General features: G+C 55.4%; 17 protein-coding genes. 7 read left to right on the plus strand and 10 right to left on the minus strand.

From position 1 onward, the window contains the following. Positions 1-68: 68 nt before the first annotated feature. The 6 genes from glmS (at position 69) to phoU (ending at position 6,767) form a co-directional block, all read left to right on the plus strand. Complete coding sequence (gene glmS, locus ACQG03_RS21705) at positions 69-1,898, plus strand: glutamine--fructose-6-phosphate transaminase (isomerizing) (protein WP_032626716.1); 1,830 nt, start codon at positions 69-71, stop codon at positions 1,896-1,898. Between the two features lie 278 nt (positions 1,899-2,176). Continuing rightward, positions 2,177-3,217: a phosphate ABC transporter substrate-binding protein PstS gene (gene pstS, locus ACQG03_RS21710; RefSeq protein WP_022649876.1), complete on the plus strand. Its 1,041-nt coding sequence runs from the start codon at positions 2,177-2,179 to the stop codon at positions 3,215-3,217. 127 nt (positions 3,218-3,344) lie between these two features. Next, a complete protein-coding gene (gene pstC / locus ACQG03_RS21715) occupies positions 3,345-4,304 on the plus strand; it encodes a phosphate ABC transporter permease PstC (protein WP_022649877.1) in 960 nt (319 codons plus the stop codon). Next, entirely contained in the window at positions 4,304-5,194 is an 891-nt protein-coding gene (pstA, locus tag ACQG03_RS21720) for a phosphate ABC transporter permease PstA (protein ID WP_022649878.1), read from the plus strand. The genes pstC and pstA overlap by 1 nt, the downstream gene beginning before the upstream one ends. A gap of 47 nt (positions 5,195-5,241) precedes the next feature. After that, on the plus strand, positions 5,242-6,015 hold the full coding sequence (gene pstB / locus ACQG03_RS21725; protein ID WP_003861154.1) for a phosphate ABC transporter ATP-binding protein PstB: 774 nt from the start codon (positions 5,242-5,244) through the stop codon (positions 6,013-6,015). A 26-nt stretch (positions 6,016-6,041) separates the two neighbouring features. Continuing rightward, positions 6,042-6,767 (plus strand): phosphate signaling complex protein PhoU, encoded by a 726-nt coding sequence (gene phoU, locus ACQG03_RS21730; protein WP_003861153.1) that lies wholly within the window; start codon positions 6,042-6,044, stop codon positions 6,765-6,767. 85 nt (positions 6,768-6,852) lie between these two features. On the opposite strand, the gene yieH is transcribed toward phoU, so the two are convergent. Next, positions 6,853-7,518: a 6-phosphogluconate phosphatase gene (gene yieH / locus ACQG03_RS21735; RefSeq protein WP_022649879.1), complete on the minus strand. Its 666-nt coding sequence runs from the start codon at positions 7,516-7,518 to the stop codon at positions 6,853-6,855. A 165-nt stretch (positions 7,519-7,683) separates the two neighbouring features. On the opposite strand from yieH, the gene adeP reads away from it, so the two are divergent. Then, positions 7,684-9,021, plus strand: coding sequence for an adenine permease AdeP (gene adeP, locus ACQG03_RS21740; protein ID WP_139152660.1), 1,338 nt, complete (start codon positions 7,684-7,686; stop codon positions 9,019-9,021). A gap of 91 nt (positions 9,022-9,112) precedes the next feature. Here the strand turns inward: adeP and ACQG03_RS21745 are convergent, their stop codons facing one another. From ACQG03_RS21745 to rpmH, 9 genes are all read right to left on the minus strand, one after another. Continuing rightward, positions 9,113-9,679, minus strand: coding sequence for an NADPH-dependent FMN reductase (locus tag ACQG03_RS21745; protein ID WP_022649881.1), 567 nt, complete (start codon positions 9,677-9,679; stop codon positions 9,113-9,115). 36 nt (positions 9,680-9,715) lie between these two features. Then, complete coding sequence (locus ACQG03_RS21750; RefSeq protein WP_063150665.1) at positions 9,716-10,462, minus strand: 4'-phosphopantetheinyl transferase family protein; 747 nt, start codon at positions 10,460-10,462, stop codon at positions 9,716-9,718. A gap of 122 nt (positions 10,463-10,584) precedes the next feature. Then, entirely contained in the window at positions 10,585-11,556 is a 972-nt protein-coding gene (gene yidZ, locus ACQG03_RS21755) for an HTH-type transcriptional regulator YidZ (RefSeq protein WP_022649883.1), read from the minus strand. After that, a complete protein-coding gene (locus ACQG03_RS21760) occupies positions 11,525-12,700 on the minus strand; it encodes an MFS transporter (protein ID WP_063163370.1) in 1,176 nt (391 codons plus the stop codon). The genes yidZ and ACQG03_RS21760 overlap by 32 nt, the downstream gene beginning before the upstream one ends. 111 nt (positions 12,701-12,811) lie before the next feature. Then, positions 12,812-14,176: a tRNA uridine-5-carboxymethylaminomethyl(34) synthesis GTPase MnmE gene (gene mnmE, locus ACQG03_RS21765; protein WP_063163369.1), complete on the minus strand. Its 1,365-nt coding sequence runs from the start codon at positions 14,174-14,176 to the stop codon at positions 12,812-12,814. Between the two features lie 72 nt (positions 14,177-14,248). Next, on the minus strand, positions 14,249-15,892 hold the full coding sequence (gene yidC / locus ACQG03_RS21770) for a membrane protein insertase YidC (RefSeq protein ID WP_023298949.1): 1,644 nt from the start codon (positions 15,890-15,892) through the stop codon (positions 14,249-14,251). A 2-nt stretch (positions 15,893-15,894) separates the two neighbouring features. Then, complete coding sequence (yidD, locus tag ACQG03_RS21775; RefSeq protein WP_001307474.1) at positions 15,895-16,152, minus strand: membrane protein insertion efficiency factor YidD; 258 nt, start codon at positions 16,150-16,152, stop codon at positions 15,895-15,897. Beyond that, on the minus strand, positions 16,116-16,475 hold the full coding sequence (rnpA, locus tag ACQG03_RS21780; protein ID WP_006808764.1) for a ribonuclease P protein component: 360 nt from the start codon (positions 16,473-16,475) through the stop codon (positions 16,116-16,118). The genes yidD and rnpA overlap by 37 nt, the downstream gene beginning before the upstream one ends. Positions 16,476-16,491: 16 nt before the next feature. After that, a complete protein-coding gene (gene rpmH / locus ACQG03_RS21785; RefSeq protein WP_000831330.1) occupies positions 16,492-16,632 on the minus strand; it encodes a 50S ribosomal protein L34 in 141 nt (46 codons plus the stop codon). Positions 16,633-17,270 lie beyond the last annotated feature (638 nt).

A 17,270-nucleotide genomic window follows, 5' to 3' on the forward strand; every position in this document is an offset into this window, starting at 1 on the left:
TGCCCGGAAAGGGCAAATACAGGTCAGCGACAACGCATGGCATAACGCCATAATCAGGAAATCTAACTATGTGTGGAATTGTTGGCGCAGTTGCGCAGCGTGATATTGCTGAAATCCTTCTCGAAGGTTTACGTCGTCTGGAATACCGTGGTTATGACTCAGCCGGTCTGGCTGTCGTCGATGCAGAAGGTCATATGACCCGTCTGCGTCGTCTCGGTAAAGTGCAGATGCTGGCCCAGGCGGCGGAGGAACATCCGCTGCACGGTGGCACCGGTATTGCGCATACCCGCTGGGCGACTCACGGTGAGCCATCTGAAGGCAACGCACACCCGCATGTGTCTGAACACATTGTGGTGGTGCATAACGGCATTATCGAAAACCACGAACCGCTGCGTGAAGAACTGAAAGCGCGCGGCTATACCTTCGTCTCTGAAACCGACACCGAAGTAATTGCTCACCTGGTGCACTGGGAGCTGGCACAGGGCGGTACACTGCGTGATGCGGTGCTGCGCGCTATCCCTCAGCTGCGTGGTGCTTACGGTACGGTGATCATGGATTCCCGTGACCCGTCCACGCTGCTGGCCGCGCGTTCCGGTAGCCCGATGGTGATTGGTCTGGGCATGGGTGAAAACTTTATCGCTTCCGACCAGCTGGCGCTGCTGCCGGTTACCCGTCGCTTTATCTTCCTGGAAGAGGGCGACATTGCCGAGGTGACACGTCGCAGCGTGACCGTATTCGACACGAAAGGCGAGCAGGTTAAGCGCCAGGAAATCGAATCAAACCTGCAATACGACGCGGGCGACAAAGGCGCTTACCGTCACTACATGCAGAAAGAGATCTACGAACAGCCAAACGCCATTAAAAACACTCTGACCGGGCGCATCAGCCATGGTGAAGTGGATCTGAGCGAGCTGGGCGCCAATGCCAACGAAATGCTGAGCAAAGTCGAGCACATTCAGATCGTGGCCTGCGGTACCTCTTACAACTCCGGTATGGTCTCTCGCTACTGGTTTGAATCCCTGGCGGGCGTGCCGTGCGACGTCGAAATCGCATCTGAGTTCCGCTATCGTAAATCCGCTGTGCGCCGTAACAGCCTGATGATCACCCTTTCCCAGTCTGGCGAAACGGCCGATACCCTGGCGGCGCTGCGTCTGTCTAAAGAGTTGGGTTACCTGGGTTCGCTGGCCATCTGTAACGTACCGGGCTCCTCGCTGGTGCGTGAATCCGATCTGGCGCTGATGACTAAAGCGGGCACCGAAATCGGCGTCGCTTCCACCAAAGCGTTTACCACTCAGCTGACCGTTCTGCTGATGCTGGTGGCGAAGCTGGCGCGTCTGAAAGGCGAAGATGCTTCCGTTGAGCATGATATCGTTCACGGTCTCCAGGCGCTGCCGAGCCGTATCGAGCAGATGCTGTCTCAGGACAAGCGCATTGAGGCGCTGGCTGAAGATTTCTCTGATAAGCACCACGCTCTGTTCCTGGGCCGTGGCGATCAGTACCCTATCGCGCTGGAAGGCGCGCTGAAGCTGAAAGAGATCTCCTACATCCACGCGGAAGCCTACGCGGCAGGCGAGCTGAAACACGGTCCGCTGGCGCTGATCGACGCGGATATGCCGGTTATCGTGGTGGCACCGAACAACGAACTGCTGGAAAAACTGAAATCTAACATCGAAGAGGTGCGCGCCCGTGGTGGTGTACTGTACGTCTTTGCGGATAAAGATGCCGGTTTCGCCAGCAGCGACAACATGCACATCATCGAGATGCCGCATGTGGAAGAGGTGATTGCGCCGATCTTCTACACCGTACCGCTGCAACTGCTGGCTTACCACGTCGCGCTGATCAAAGGCACCGACGTTGACCAGCCGCGAAATCTGGCGAAGTCCGTTACCGTAGAATAATCCTTCCAGGCTCCGCCATCCGGTGGAGCCTTTTTTTATGACAATCCGTCATTTTCAGCTATTTTATCAGTGTCACATAAAGAAAATATTACTGAAAACAAGCTGTCATAATAATCATTAAGTTTATGATTTATTTATGGATTTTTGCTTAATTTTAAGTGAAATTTTCTTTGTCATAAAACTGTCATATTTCGTACATTTATCTGTCACCTGTTTGTCCTATTTTGCTCATCGTAGCCACTTAAACAATGATTTACGAAATCCTTGCAGGAGACATTATGAAAGTTATGCGTACCACTGTCGCAACTGTTGTCGCCGCGACCTTATCTCTGAGCGCTTTCTCTGCTTTCGCAGCAGCAAGCCTGACTGGCGCTGGTGCAACCTTCCCTGCGCCGGTGTATGCCAAATGGGCGGATACCTACCAGAAAGAGACCGGTAACAAGGTCAACTATCAGGGTATCGGCTCCTCCGGTGGCGTAAAACAAATTACCGCGAATACCGTTGATTTCGGCGCATCCGACGCTCCGCTGTCTGATGAGAAACTGAATCAGGAAGGCCTGTTCCAGTTCCCGACCGTGATCGGCGGCGTTGTGCTGGCTGTTAACATCCCTGGCCTGAAATCAGGCGAGCTGGTGCTGGACGGCAAAACCCTGGGTGATATCTACCTGGGCAAAATCAAAAAATGGGATGACGAAGCCATCACGAAACTGAACCCGGGCGTTAAGCTGCCTTCGCAGAATATCGCGGTGGTTCGTCGTGCTGACGGCTCTGGTACCTCTTTCGTGTTCACCAGCTACCTGGCGAAAGTGAACGAAGAGTGGAAATCTAAAGTCGGTTCCGGCTCTACCGTTAACTGGCCAACCGGTCTGGGCGGTAAAGGCAACGACGGTATCGCTGCCTTCGTACAGCGTCTGCCTGGCTCTATCGGCTATGTAGAGTACGCTTACGCGAAGCAGAACAACCTGGCTTACACCAAACTGGTTTCTGCTGACGGCAAACCGGTTAGCCCGACCGAAGAGAACTTCGCTAACGCCGCAAAAGGCGCTGACTGGAGCAAATCCTTCGCTCAGGACCTGACCAACCAGAAAGGCGACGATGCATGGCCTATCACGTCTACCACCTTCATTCTGGTCCACAAAGAGCAGAAGAAGCCTGAGCAGGGTGCTGAAGTGCTGAAGTTCTTCGACTGGGCATACAAAAACGGCGGCAAACAGGCGAATGACCTGGATTACGCCAGCCTGCCAGACAGCGTGGTTGAGCAGATCCGTGCTGCATGGAAAACCAACGTGAAAGACAGCAGCGGTAAAGCGCTGTACTAACAGGATATTTTTGACGAAGATGGCGGGTGGCGCGCAGCGATCCCGCCCTACGGTTCATCCTGTAGGCCCGGTAAGCGCCAGCGCCACCGGGCATATTCGTAAGACGTCTCATAAAGAAGAGTAATTTATGGCTGCAACCAAGCCTGCATTTAACCCTCCGGGTAAAAAAGGTGACATGATTTTCAGCGCGCTGGTGAAACTGGCTGCGCTGATTGTGCTATTGCTGCTGGGCGGCATTATCGTGTCCCTCATTTTCTCCTCCTGGCCGAGCATTCAAAAATTTGGTTTCGCCTTCCTGTGGACCAAAGAGTGGGATGCGCCGAACGATATCTACGGTGCGCTGGTGCCGATTTACGGCACGCTGGTGACCTCTTTTATCGCTCTGCTGATTGCAGTGCCGGTAAGCTTCGGTATTGCCCTGTTCCTGACGGAGCTGGCACCAGGCTGGCTGCGACGTCCGCTGGGTATCGCCATTGAACTGCTGGCGGCCATCCCAAGTATCGTTTACGGCATGTGGGGCCTGTTTATCTTTGCTCCGCTGTTTGCGACGTACTTTCAGGAGCCGGTGGGTAATGTTCTCTCCGCCGTTCCGTTTGTGGGGGCCTTGTTCTCTGGCCCGGCATTCGGTATCGGTATTCTGGCGGCTGGCGTGATACTCGCCATCATGATTATTCCGTACATTGCGGCGGTCATGCGCGATGTCTTCGAACAAACCCCGGTGATGATGAAAGAGTCGGCCTACGGCATCGGCTGCACCACCTGGGAGGTTATCTGGCGCATCGTCCTTCCGTTCACCAAAAATGGGGTGATCGGCGGCATCATGCTGGGCTTAGGCCGCGCGCTGGGTGAAACCATGGCGGTGACCTTTATCATCGGCAACACCTACCAGCTCGACAGCGTGTCGCTCTACATGCCGGGGAACAGTATTACCTCTGCGCTGGCGAACGAATTTGCCGAAGCGGAATCCGGGCTGCACGTCGCAGCGCTGATGGAACTGGGCCTGATCCTGTTTGTTATTACCTTTATTGTGCTGGCTATCTCCAAGCTGATGATTATGCGTCTGGCTAAAAACGAGGGGGCACGCTAATGGCGACTCTCGACATGCAAAACACCGCTCAGCTTGCGGAATCTCGTCGCAAAATGCAGTCAAAGCGCCGGATTAAAAACCGCATTGCGCTGACGCTTTCCATGGCCACGATGGCGTTCGGCCTGTTCTGGCTGATCTGGATCCTGATGTCCACCATCACCCGTGGTATTGATGGAATGTCCCTGGCGCTGTTCACCGAGATGACGCCGCCGCCAAACACGGCGGGTGGTGGTCTGGCAAACGCCCTGGCGGGCAGCGGCCTGCTGATCCTGTGGGCGACCGTTTTCGGTACGCCGTTGGGCATCATGGCGGGTATCTATCTGGCGGAGTATGGCCGCAAGTCCTGGATCGCTGAAGTCATCCGCTTTATTAACGACATTCTGCTTTCTGCCCCGTCGATAGTGGTAGGTCTGTTTGTTTACACCATCGTGGTGGCGCAAATGGAACACTTCTCCGGCTGGGCGGGTGTGATTGCGCTGGCGCTGTTGCAGGTGCCTATCGTTATTCGTACCACTGAAAACATGCTGAAACTGGTGCCGGACAGCCTGCGTGAAGCGGCTTACGCGCTGGGCACGCCGAAATGGAAAATGATTTCGGCAATCACCCTGAAAGCGTCCGTCTCGGGGATCATGACCGGTATCCTGCTGGCTATCGCCCGTATCGCTGGTGAAACCGCACCGCTGCTGTTTACCGCCCTCTCCAACCAGTTCTGGAGTACGGACATGATGCAGCCGATCGCCAACCTGCCGGTGACGATCTTTAAATTTGCGATGAGCCCATTCGCGGAATGGCAGCAGCTGGCCTGGGCCGGGGTGCTGATCATCACCCTTTGCGTACTATTGCTGAACATTCTGGCGCGCGTCATTTTCGCGAAGCAGAAACACGGTTAAATTTTTACGGCGCGGCACATCGCGGCGCCGAATGAGGAAATGAGTCAATGAGTATGGTTGATACTGCCCCGGGTAAGATTCAGGTTCGTGATTTGAACTTCTACTACGGCAAATTCCATGCCCTGAAGAATATCAACCTGGATATCGCGAAGAACCAGGTCACGGCATTTATCGGTCCGTCTGGCTGTGGTAAATCCACGCTGCTGCGCACCTTTAACAAAATGTATTCGCTCTATCCGGAGCAGCGCGCAGAAGGTGAAATTCTGCTGGACGGTGACAACATCCTGACCAATACCCAGGATATCGCCCTGCTGCGTGCGAAAGTGGGGATGGTGTTCCAGAAACCCACGCCGTTCCCGATGTCGATCTATGACAACATCGCCTTTGGTGTGCGTCTGTTTGAGAAGCTCTCCCGTGCGGATATGGACGAGCGCGTGCAGTGGGCATTGACCAAGGCCGCATTATGGAACGAAACCAAAGATAAACTTCACCAGAGCGGGTACTCTCTCTCCGGTGGTCAGCAGCAGCGTCTGTGCATTGCGCGCGGTATCGCCATTCGCCCGGAAGTCTTGCTGCTGGATGAGCCGTGCTCAGCCCTGGACCCGATCTCAACCGGGCGTATCGAAGAGCTGATCACCGAGCTGAAGCAGGATTACACCGTGGTGATCGTCACTCACAACATGCAGCAGGCAGCCCGTTGCTCTGACCACACGGCGTTTATGTACCTGGGCGAGTTGATTGAGTTCAGCGATACGGACGCGCTGTTCACCCGTCCTGCGAAGAAACAAACCGAAGATTATATTACTGGCCGCTACGGTTGATTTGCCTTAGTGCATGTGGAGAAACCATGGACAACCTCAATCTTAATAAACACATTTCCGGCCAGTTTAACGCAGAGCTGGAAAGCATTCGCACCCAGGTGATGACCATGGGCGGCATGGTCGAGCAGCAGCTTTCTGATGCGATTACGGCAATGCACAACCAGGACAGCGAGCTGGCGAAGCGCGTTATCGAAGGCGATCACAACGTCAATATGATGGAAGTCGCCATCGACGAAGCGTGCGTGCGCATCATTGCCAAGCGTCAGCCAACCGCGAGCGACCTGCGTCTGGTAATGGCGATCATCAAAACTATCGCCGAGCTGGAGCGTATTGGTGACGTGGCGGATAAAATCTGCCGCACAGCGCTGGAGAAATTCTCCCAGCAGCACCAGCCGCTGCTGGTGAGCCTGGAGTCTCTCGGTCGCCACACCGTGCAGATGCTGCACGATGTGCTGGACGCTTTCGCGCGCATGGATCTGGACGAAGCGGTCCGTATCTACCGTGAAGATAAAAAAGTTGACCAGGAATACGAAGGCATAGTGCGTCAGCTGATGACCTACATGATGGAAGATTCCCGTACCATTCCAAGCGTGCTGACCGCGCTGTTCTGCGCGCGCTCAATTGAGCGTATTGGCGACCGCTGCCAGAACATTTGCGAATACATCTTCTACTTCGTGAAGGGACAGGATTTCCGTCACGTGGGCGGCGACGAGCTGGACAAGCTGCTGGCGGGTAAAGATCCGAAAGAGTGATGTGTGTGGCGGGTGGCGCTATCGCTTACCCGCCCTACAATCCTTGTAGGCCGGATAAGCGTTAGCGCCATCCGGCTTTGTTTTTTCAGCGAGTAATATCCCACCCGCGCGCCTTCCACAGTTCCGGCAGCTGCGCCAGGTCTGTAAAGGTCGTCACTTTTGGATGATCGATCGGCTTGTTGTGCGGATCGGCGCAGAAGTAAAACACCTCCATCCCCGCATCAATCCCCGACTGCGCGCCCGCAGACGAGTCATCCACCAGGATGCAGTTCTCCACGTTGACGTTCATCGCCTTCGCCGCGTGGAACATCAATGCCGGATCCGGCTTCCAGCGCTGGATATCGTAGCCGCTGAACAGTTTTTCCGGGAAGTGGTGCAACATGTCCAGCTTGCCGAGTGAGTGCTGCATTTTGCTGACCGGGCCGTTAGAGACCACGCAGATCGGCACCGTCATCGCATCCAGCAGCGCGTTAGCGCCGGCGATAACTTCCAGCTCGGCGTCGAAGAGGCGTGCGACCTCGGCGCGGTACACCGGTTCCAGATCCGCTTTCGCCAGATCCACCCCGTGCTCTTCGTTAATGATGTCGATGATCTCGTACAGCTTCACGCCCTTAAAGCGTTTAAACACCTCTTCGAGATCGAGCGTAATGCCAAATTCCTGGAACATGGCGACATACGCGCGGGAACAAATGACCTCACTGTCGACCAGCGTACCGTCACAGTCGAAAAATACCGCTTCAATTCCGGACATGCCTTTCCCTTTTAACAAGTTTAACGTTTACGTACGACAGTTTAACGAGACGCAATCGTTGCCGTATAAGCAAAATCAATGAAAAAAGTATCCCGTAACCGCCACTATTGTCGCATTTTGGTATAGGATAGCGACGAATTTTCCCTCCTTGTTCGGAAATTGATGATGAGTCAACAACACACTACCCAGACATCTGGTCAGGGGCTGCTTGAGCGCGTGTTCAAACTGCGCGAGCACGGCACAACGGCACGCACCGAAGTGATCGCCGGTTTTACTACCTTCCTGACGATGGTCTATATCGTTTTCGTTAACCCGCAAATTCTGGGCGTGGCTGGCATGGACACCAGCGCCGTCTTTGTTACCACCTGTCTGATCGCGGCCCTTGGCAGCATCCTGATGGGCGTTTTCGCTAATCTGCCCGTGGCGCTGGCCCCGGCAATGGGTCTGAATGCGTTCTTTGCGTTCGTGGTGGTTCAGGCGATGGGCCTGCCGTGGCAGGTCGGGATGGGCGCTATTTTCTGGGGCGCGGTCGGCCTGCTGCTGCTGACCATCTTCCGTGTGCGCTACTGGATGATTGCGAACATTCCCGTGAGCCTGCGCGTGGGCATCACCAGCGGTATCGGTCTGTTTATCGGCATGATGGGGCTGAAAAACGCTGGCGTAATCGTGGCGAACCCGGAAACGCTGGTGAGCATTGGTAACCTGACCTCTCACAGCGTGCTGCTGGGCGTGCTGGGCTTCTTTATTATCGCGATCCTGGCGTCGCGTAACATTCACGCTGCGGTGCTGGTCTCTATCATCGTGACCACGCTGCTGGGCTGGATGCTGGGTGACGTGCATTACAGCGGTATTGTCTCTGCGCCACCGAGCGTTTCTACCGTGATTGGTCACGTTGATCTGGCGGGCTCGTTGAACCTGGGTCTGGCCGGAGTGATTTTCTCCTTCATGCTGGTCAACCTGTTTGACTCCTCCGGTACGCTGATTGGCGTGACGGACAAAGCGGGTCTGGCGGACGAGAAAGGCAAATTCCCGCGCATGAAGCAGGCGCTGTATGTGGATAGCATCTCGTCCGTTGCGGGTTCTTTCATCGGCACCTCGTCTGTTACCGCTTACATTGAATCCTCTTCCGGCGTGTCCGTGGGCGGCCGTACTGGCCTGACGGCGGTAGTCGTGGGTCTGCTGTTCCTGCTGGTGATCTTCCTCTCTCCGCTGGCGGGGATGGTGCCACCGTACGCGGCAGCTGGCGCGCTGATCTACGTCGGCGTGCTGATGACCTCGAGCCTGGCGCGCGTGAAGTGGGAAGATCTGACGGAAGCCGTTCCGGCGTTTATTACCGCGGTGATGATGCCGTTCAGCTTCTCGATCACCGAAGGTATCGCGCTGGGCTTTATCTCGTACTGTGTGATGAAGATCGGTACCGGCCGTTTCCGCGAACTCAGCCCGTGCGTGATGATTGTGGCGCTGCTGTTTGTGCTCAAGATTGTGTTTATTGACGCGCACTAAAGTGCGGTTTGTGGTGTCAGGTGGCGCTTCGCTTACCTGACCTACTGACGAGTGTAGGCCCGGTAAGCGCTAGCGCCACCGGGCTTTTTTATCAGGTTTTAACCCGCTTAATATAATCCCCAAACGCAGTCAGCTGACCAGAGAGATGGTCACGCGTACTCTGATCCACCACTTCACCCGTCTGCGGGTCGACTTTGTTCTGAATCACGCCGCCCATAAATTCCGGCTTGTTCATCACCATCGCATCCAGGAACACCAGGATCTGTCGCAGGTGATACTGGCAGCGCGCACCGCCGATGGCGCCCATTGAGCTGGTCTGGATCAGCACCGGTTTGCCTGACAGCGGCTGCTCCGGTAAACGGGATAACCAGTCAATCGCGTTCTTCAGACCCCCCGGAACCGAGTAGTTATATTCTGGCGTTACAATCACTACACCATCAGCCTGACGGATCTGCTCGGCTATCGCCTCCACGCTGTGCGGGAACCCTTCTTCCTGCTGAACGTCAGCATCATAAAGCGGGATGTCGCCAATAGACGGCAGGGCGCTGATCTCCATTCCCGCAGGCGCCAGCTGCGGCAGCGTGCGCGCTACCATCCCGTTAAACGAACCTTTGCGCAGGCTTCCCAGTAACGTAACAACTTTCAACGTATCAGACATGATTACTCCTGTTTCATCATGATGACCCTGGACGGATCAGCTATGGGTGTATGCTTTTTCTGCCGGTAAACTGGTTAATCGCATCAGGCGCGCGGCGGGCTCGTTGGCGCGCTCAGGTACATCCGGAAGACTACGCCAACCGCGAATACTGTCAAACTCCCAGATTTTCAACCGTTCGATGGCGGGGCTCACCGCAACGGACCAGATCAGTACGTCCTCAGCGTCGCTGAGCGCCTCTACCAGCGAGGCTTTTGTCGCGCGCAGGCGTCCGGAGCCGGGAAGCAGCTGCAACAGGCTGGCGTCGTCTGAAGCCGCGCCGCTCAGTTTACGGATGCTCTGGCGAAGGGTGATGAGCTGCGCTCTGGCTTCAACGGGATCGTTCTGGTTACGTATCCACAGCTTTTCATTGCTGGAGAGCGGGTATTCATCGAGCGCGTTAGCACCATGGAAGCTGCGCGTGACGCGTTGCAGCTCCATATCCAGGCCGCAATCACCTTCAGTCGTCAGCGCGACGCCAACAATGTTGCCAGTGTACGCAATGGAAAAATGGGGGAGTGCCGGGTCCGCAAAAACCGGGCGACCTTCTGGCTGGGTGAGTATGTCCGGTAGTTCGCTGGTGCCGTACAGCATAAAAAGCAGTTCTGCGAGGAGCGCTCTGGAGGCTAAAAACCGCGTCCTGCGGTGTTCAGGTAGTTTGAGCGCCTCACTGTGACAGGCTGAAGAAATTCTGGCCGATACGAGATGCCCTTCCGTTAATGTTCCTCGTGCAAAGTGCGTAGCCATTTTTCGCTCCCTGATAATGGTCGTAGTCGGTTAAACGGTTACATGATTATCGCTTAACTCAGCTTCTGTTTTAATCAGTAAATAGAAATAAGAGAAGCCTGAGGACCGAACTTTACATTATCTTAGGCAAAAACCTGACCTGGCGCGGTATACAGGGCTTTTATAGTTTCGCGCAGCCAGATAATTTTCGGATTATGGCTGTTCCGCTTATGCCAGATAAGCGTGAAGGGTACGGTCAGCTTTTCTGCCTGCGCCTCATCGATGGGAATGGGAAGGCAGACCAGATTACGCTGGTGGAGTTGATTGTAGTGATGGCAGTAGTAGGGCGCAGTGGCAATGTAGTTGTGGTCCGGCTGAGCCGCCATAAACATCGACTGTTCAAAGCCGGGCAGGCTCATGGCGACGTTGCGCTCCCGGCCCATCTCTTTTAGCACTTCATCAAGCGCCCAGGTATCGCTGCGCTCCCAGAAGATGCTGATATGCGGGTAGCGCAGAAACGTCTCAAGGTTCCACGCTTCGTGAAGTGCCGGATGATCTTCTCGCAGATAGACGCACGGACGGTCGCTGAACAGGATTTCGTAGTCAATAAACCACGGCATCAGCTTTAGCAGCTCGCGGGAGCGCGGGTGCGTTTCGCGGCCGGTAAAACCGAGATCGACCTCCCCGCGCGTAATGGCGTCCAGCGAATCATAATCCCACTGGCGCAACTTCACCGTCGCCTGTGGGTAGCGCTCATTCACCTGCTCCAGCAGGGTGTTGAAGCGAATCAGCATCAGCGGCGTTTCGGCGGCGAGCACAAACTTGAGCCCGCCTGGAGAGCTATGGTGGAATTTATCGACGATCTGATTGCCAATCTGCATCCAGTCGGCCAGATCCTGTTCCAGACTCACCGTTAGCGGCGTGGGCAGTAGCCCTAAAGGCGTTTTCACAAACAGCGGATCGTCGAACCAGTCGCGCAGCTTCGCCAGCGATTTACTCACTGCGGACGGCGTCACGTTCATTCGCTTCGCGGCTTTGGTGACGCTGCGCTCCTGCAACAACAACTGCAGGCAAAGTAAAAGATTAAGATCGAGACTGCTGATGGGCTTCTTCATAGTGCGCCGCGGGCTGGATGACCATAAGTAAGGTAATGCAGAGTATGCTACAGCCAATCAGAACCCCGATCAGCATATTCAGCGCGTTAAGGCCGATCACCGCCGCCAGCCAAATCCACAACGACGAACCGCAGACCTGCGCAATGCCCAGCACCGAGCTTGCCACACCAGCCCGCAGTGAGAACGGGCCAAGCGCCTGACTCATTGCCACGCCGAAGCCGCCGGAGAATCCTGCGCAGATCAGGGTCATACTCATCAGCATCAGCGCATGTGAGGTGGCGGTCGCCAGAATCACGCCGGCGGCGAGAAACAGCGTCTGTGAAGTGAGCATCAGCGTGCGCTGGCGGAAAATATTGAGTGCAAAGGGCATCGAGAATGAAACCACCATGCTGACCATCGCATTGAGCGCCATCATCGTCGAATACTCACCGCGATCGAAGCCCATCGTTTCCATCAATAGCACCGGGGAAACGTTTACATAGGTGAGGATCACCGCCACGCTGAGCGTGATGATGGTCAGGCGGCTCAGGAAAAAGCGATTCAGAAGCTTTTCAGCCGGATGAAAGGTAGCAGCGTGGTGCATCTGCTGTGAACCGGGATGGGTCTCTTTCAGCACCGTCACGGACAGAATAAAGACGATAGTGCCCATGGTGGCCATGGTCCAGAAAAGGCTCTGCCATGGAAATTTCAGCATGATCAGGTAGCCCACGACCGGCGCCAGCACCGGGATGATGCAGGTAATGCCGTTCAGCATCGACAGCACCCTGGCGCGGCGCTGGGCGCTTAAGGTATCGCGAAGAATGGCAAACGCCACCACGTAGCATCCGCCCGCGCCAATGCCTTGAATAAAGCGCCCTGCCAGGAACATCGTGCTTTCCTGAGCCATTGAACACAGTACCGATGCCAGCGCAAAGATAACCGCCCCCGTAATGGCGACGGGTTGACGGCCGGCTCTGTCCGCGATTTTCCCGGCAAACACCATCGACGACGCCATCCCGCCAAGGTAAGCCGAAAACGCGATGTGCAGCTGCGCCTCGCTGGCCCCCAGATCGCGGGCAATATGCGGTAGCCCTACCAGATACATATCAATACCGGACGGATACAGCAGAACTAATGCGAAACTACAAAACAGAAAACGAGCCATAAATCCCCCATAGATGCAGGCAAGCAGGATAGGGGGCATGGGGGGATTAAGCGAGTTGCCATTGGGACAATGGTGATTTCCCTGGAGGAAATCACCATGTTCTATCGGGGATTACTTACCAATACAGAAGCTTGAGAAAATTCGTCCAAGCAGATCGTCCGACGTAAACTCCCCGGTGATCTCGCTCAGGTTCTGCTGCGCCAGACGCAGTTCCTCCGCCAGCAGCTCGCCGGCCCAAGCGCCGATCAGCTGGGCTTTGCCCTGGTCAAGATGGCGTGCCGCCTCTTCCAGCGCCTGCAGGTGACGACGACGCGCCAGGAAGCCGCCCTCCATACTGGTGTCGAAGCCCATGCTCTGTTTGAGATGGTTACGCAGGGCTTCCACGCCTTCCCCGGTACGGGCCGACAGACGAATAAGTGAGTGGCCATTCACATCGCTGATGCCCAGCGTTTCGCCGGTAACGTCGGCCTTATTGCGCACCACGGTGATCGGCAGTTTGGCCGGGAGACGGGCGATAAAGTCTGGCCAGATTTCAGCCGGGTCAACGGCGTCGGTCGTGGTGCCGTCCACCATAAACAGCACGCGGTCGGCCTGCTCGATCTCCTGCCAGGCGCGTTCGATACCGATACGCTCGACTTCATCGCTCGCATCGCGCAGGCCAGCGGTATCGATGATGTGCAGCGGCATGCCGTCGATATGGATATGCTCGCGCAGGACGTCGCGGGTGGTGCCGGCTATGTCGGTCACGATCGCCGCTTCACGGCCCGCCAGAGCGTTCAGCAGGCTTGATTTCCCGGCGTTGGGGCGACCAGCAATGACCACCTTCATGCCCTCACGCAGCAGGCTGCCCTGGCGCGCTTCGGCGCGAACGGCATCCAGATCGTTCATCACCTGGTTGAGCTGGGCTTCGATTTTGCCGTCAGAAAGGAAGTCAATCTCCTCGTCCGGGAAGTCGATAGCCGCTTCAACATAGATTCGCAGGTGAGTAAGTGCTTCCACAAGGTGATTCACGCGTGCGGAAAATGCCCCCTGCAACGAGTTCAGCGCGGAGCGGGCTGCCTGTTCGGAACTGGCGTCGATCAGGTCGGCAATCGCTTCGGCCTGAGCCAGGTCGAGCTTATCGTTCAGGAAGGCACGCTCGGAGAACTCACCCGGCTTCGCAATGCGCAGGCCAGGCAGGGTCAGAATACGTTTTAACAGCAGGTCGAGGATCACCGGGCCGCCGTGACCCTGAAGCTCCAGCACGTCTTCGCCAGTAAAGGAGTTTGGGCCGGGGAACCACAGCGCAATGCCCTGGTCCAGCGAGGTGCCGTCGGCATCTTTAAATGGCAGATAATCAGCGTAGCGCGGCTTTGGCAGTTTACCCAGCACCGCTTCGGCCACCTCACGCGCCTTCAGGCCGGAGATGCGCAGAATGCCTACACCACCGCGTCCCGGTGGGGTTGCCTGGGCGACGATAGTGTCGTTATGGCTCATGGTTGCTCTCGTTCAATACAAATAAAAAAGGCGGTCAATCGACCGCCCTTATTTTAGCGTTAAGTTACCGAATCAGGACTTTTTCTTTTCGCGGCTATGCAGGCCACGTTTTTCCAGACCACGGTAAATCAGCTGCTGCTGGATGATGGTCACCAGGTTGCTGACGATATAGTACAGCACCAGACCTGACGGGAACCACAGGAAGAACACGGTGAAGATGACCGGCATAAAGGTCATGATCTTCTGCTGCATCGGGTCAGTCACGGTGGTCGGAGACATCTTCTGGATGAAGAACATCGTCACGCCCATCAGGATCGGCAGGATGTAGTACGGGTCCTGTGCGGACAGGTCATGGATCCACAGGGCGAACGGCGCGTGGCGCAGCTCAACGGAACCCATCAGCATGTAGTACAGCGCAAGGAAGATTGGCATCTGAATCAGCAGCGGGAAGCAACCACCCAGTGGGTTCACTTTCTCTGCTTTATACAGGGCCATCATCTCCTGGCTCTGACGCTGTTTGTCATCGCCCAGACGCTCACGCATAGCCTGAATCTTCGGCTGTAGCATACGCATCTTCGCCATGGAGGTGTACTGCGCTTTAGTCAGCGGGTACATGATGCCACGAACGATAAAGGTGATAACGATGATGGAGAAGCCCCAGTTACCCAGGAAGCTGTGGATGAACTTCAGCAGCTTAAACAGCGGCTGAGAGATGAACCACAACCAACCGTAATCAACGGTCAGATCCAGGTGCGGCGCAACGGCAGCCATTTTGTCCTGGATTTCCGGGCCGACCCACAGGGTGCTTGCCAGCTTACCGGTTTGACCCGGCTGCACCAGAACCGGCTGAGATTTGTAGCCGATGGCTGCAATACCGTTGCCGAGGTTCGCGGTGTAGAAGTTGTTCGTACCGTCGTTATTCGGTACCCACGCCGTCGCGAAATACTGTTGCAGCATTGCGACCCAACCGCCTTTAGAGCTGACGTTCAGGTTTTCGTTATCGGCAATGGTGTCGAATTTGTATTTCTCGTACTTGGTATCTGGCGTGGAGTAAGCCGCGCCACGGAAGGTATGCAGCGCAAAGTTGCTGCTTCCGGTGTCACGGTGAGACGGCAGATTGATGGACTGCTTCAGCTGACCAAAGGTAGAGATTTCCAGCGGTTTCGCACCGGTGTTCTGTACGCTGTAGCCCACGTTCACCGCATATTCACCGCGTTTCAGGGTGAAGGTTTTGGTGAAGGTGTTGCCTGCCGCGTCGGTGTAGGTCATCGGAATAACCAGTTCGTTCTGACCATCAGCCAGCACAAAGGTGTCATTCTCGACGTTATACAGTGGACGCGCACCGTTCGCCGGGTTATCCGGGCCATCACGACCGGTCAGGCCGCTCTGTGCCTGGTAGATAAACTCAGGCGTGGTTTCCAGTAACTGGAACGGTTCGGTAGACTTCAGCTCTTTCGGGTAGGTCAACAGCAGCGCCTGCTCAACATCACCACCACGGGTGTTGATAGTCAGCTCAAGCACATCGGTCTTAACCGTAATCTGTTTCCCCTGGCCACTGGCCGGTACGCCCTGGTCGGCGGCGCTACCCGCTGCGGTGGTCGTGGTCTGCGTGGTCTGCTGCTGGGGTTGAGGATTTTTATCCTGCTCCCATGCCTGCCAGATCATGAAAGACACGAACAACAAAGCGATGATAAGAAGATTGCGTTGCGAATCCATCGTTAGTGTTCTCTGGTATCAAAAGGTCCTGGAGGGACGGGGTCGTCTCCACCTGGGTGTAAAGGGTGGCATTTTAATACGCGTTTCACCGTCAACCAACTGCCTTTTATCACTCCAAACCTGCGCAATGCCTCAATTCCGTAGCTTGAGCATGTTGGCGTGAAACGGCAATGTGGCCCGAGTAGCGGACTAATCAGGCGTTGATAGACCCGAATGAGGGCTATCAGGACCCGCGAGCCAGGCGACAGTGGCGGCGCCATAATTTTTCCAACGCTTCCGAGAGAGCACGGTTATCGAGGTCGGCAACCCCTTTTTTAGCCACCACCACGAAATCCATTGAAGGCAGTTCGTGCTGACGTAAACGGAAGCTTTCACGCGTCAGACGTTTAATCCGGTTGCGTTCATGCGCACGCTTAACGTTTTTCTTGGCGACTGTGAGACCGATGCGGGGATGCCCCAGCGAATTTTGGCGGCCGAGGATGGTGATTTGCGGCGTGCCAGCCCGTAGTGGCTGCTGGAAGACGAAAGTGAAATGAGTGGGAGTTAACAAACGTAACTCCCTGGGAAATGCGAGCTTAACCACTCAGGGGTTAGCTTTATTACTTGGAAACGGTCAGACGAGCGCGGCCTTTAGCACGACGACGTGCCAGAACCTGACGACCATTTTTAGTAGCCATACGAGCACGGAAGCCGTGAGAACGGTTGCGCTTCAGTACAGACGGTTGAAAAGTGCGTTTCATGGCGATTTCTACCTAAACTTGAATAAATTCACTGACTTTTGCGTATACCCGAACGAGATTCGAACGACTAACGCCTCAGCGTGGGTGATTAAAGAGGCCGGATTGTAATAATTGTACACTCCGGAGTCAATTCTCTTTCCTTAAATCCCTGCGTATTTCCGCACGATTTCGCGTGGAAAATGAGCAACGAACGACGCAGGAAGATGAGCATCACGCGCCGGGTCGAGGATTATACGGGCTCGCCAACAAAGCGCAAGGATCCTCCTGGATCTTCGTTAGATCATTTAAGCCCAAAATTGTCTGTGCTCATTAAATTTTCCAATATGCGGCCTAAATCGCGAGGCACTCGCGTCAGGATCGTTTACACTTACCCGATTCCGGATCTTCCTGTGGATAAATCGGGAAGAATCTGTGAGAAACAGAAGATCTCTGGCTCAGTTTAGGCTATGATCCGCGGTCCTGATCGGGATCCAGCGATCCTGGCCGGACATAAACACAACATCGTTCAGGCTGTATCAACGATAGCGTGTATAACCGCAGATAGCGGTTCGCACATCACCCTGATGGGGTCATGTCGATGTGCGCCAACAATCATGAATATTCAATAGTTTTCTTTTATTGTTCGAGTGGAGTCCGCC

Source organism: Enterobacter cloacae complex sp. 342H5, from assembly GCF_050030905.1.
In the GTDB taxonomy this organism is placed as follows: Bacteria; Pseudomonadota; Gammaproteobacteria; order Enterobacterales; family Enterobacteriaceae; genus Enterobacter; species Enterobacter intestinihominis.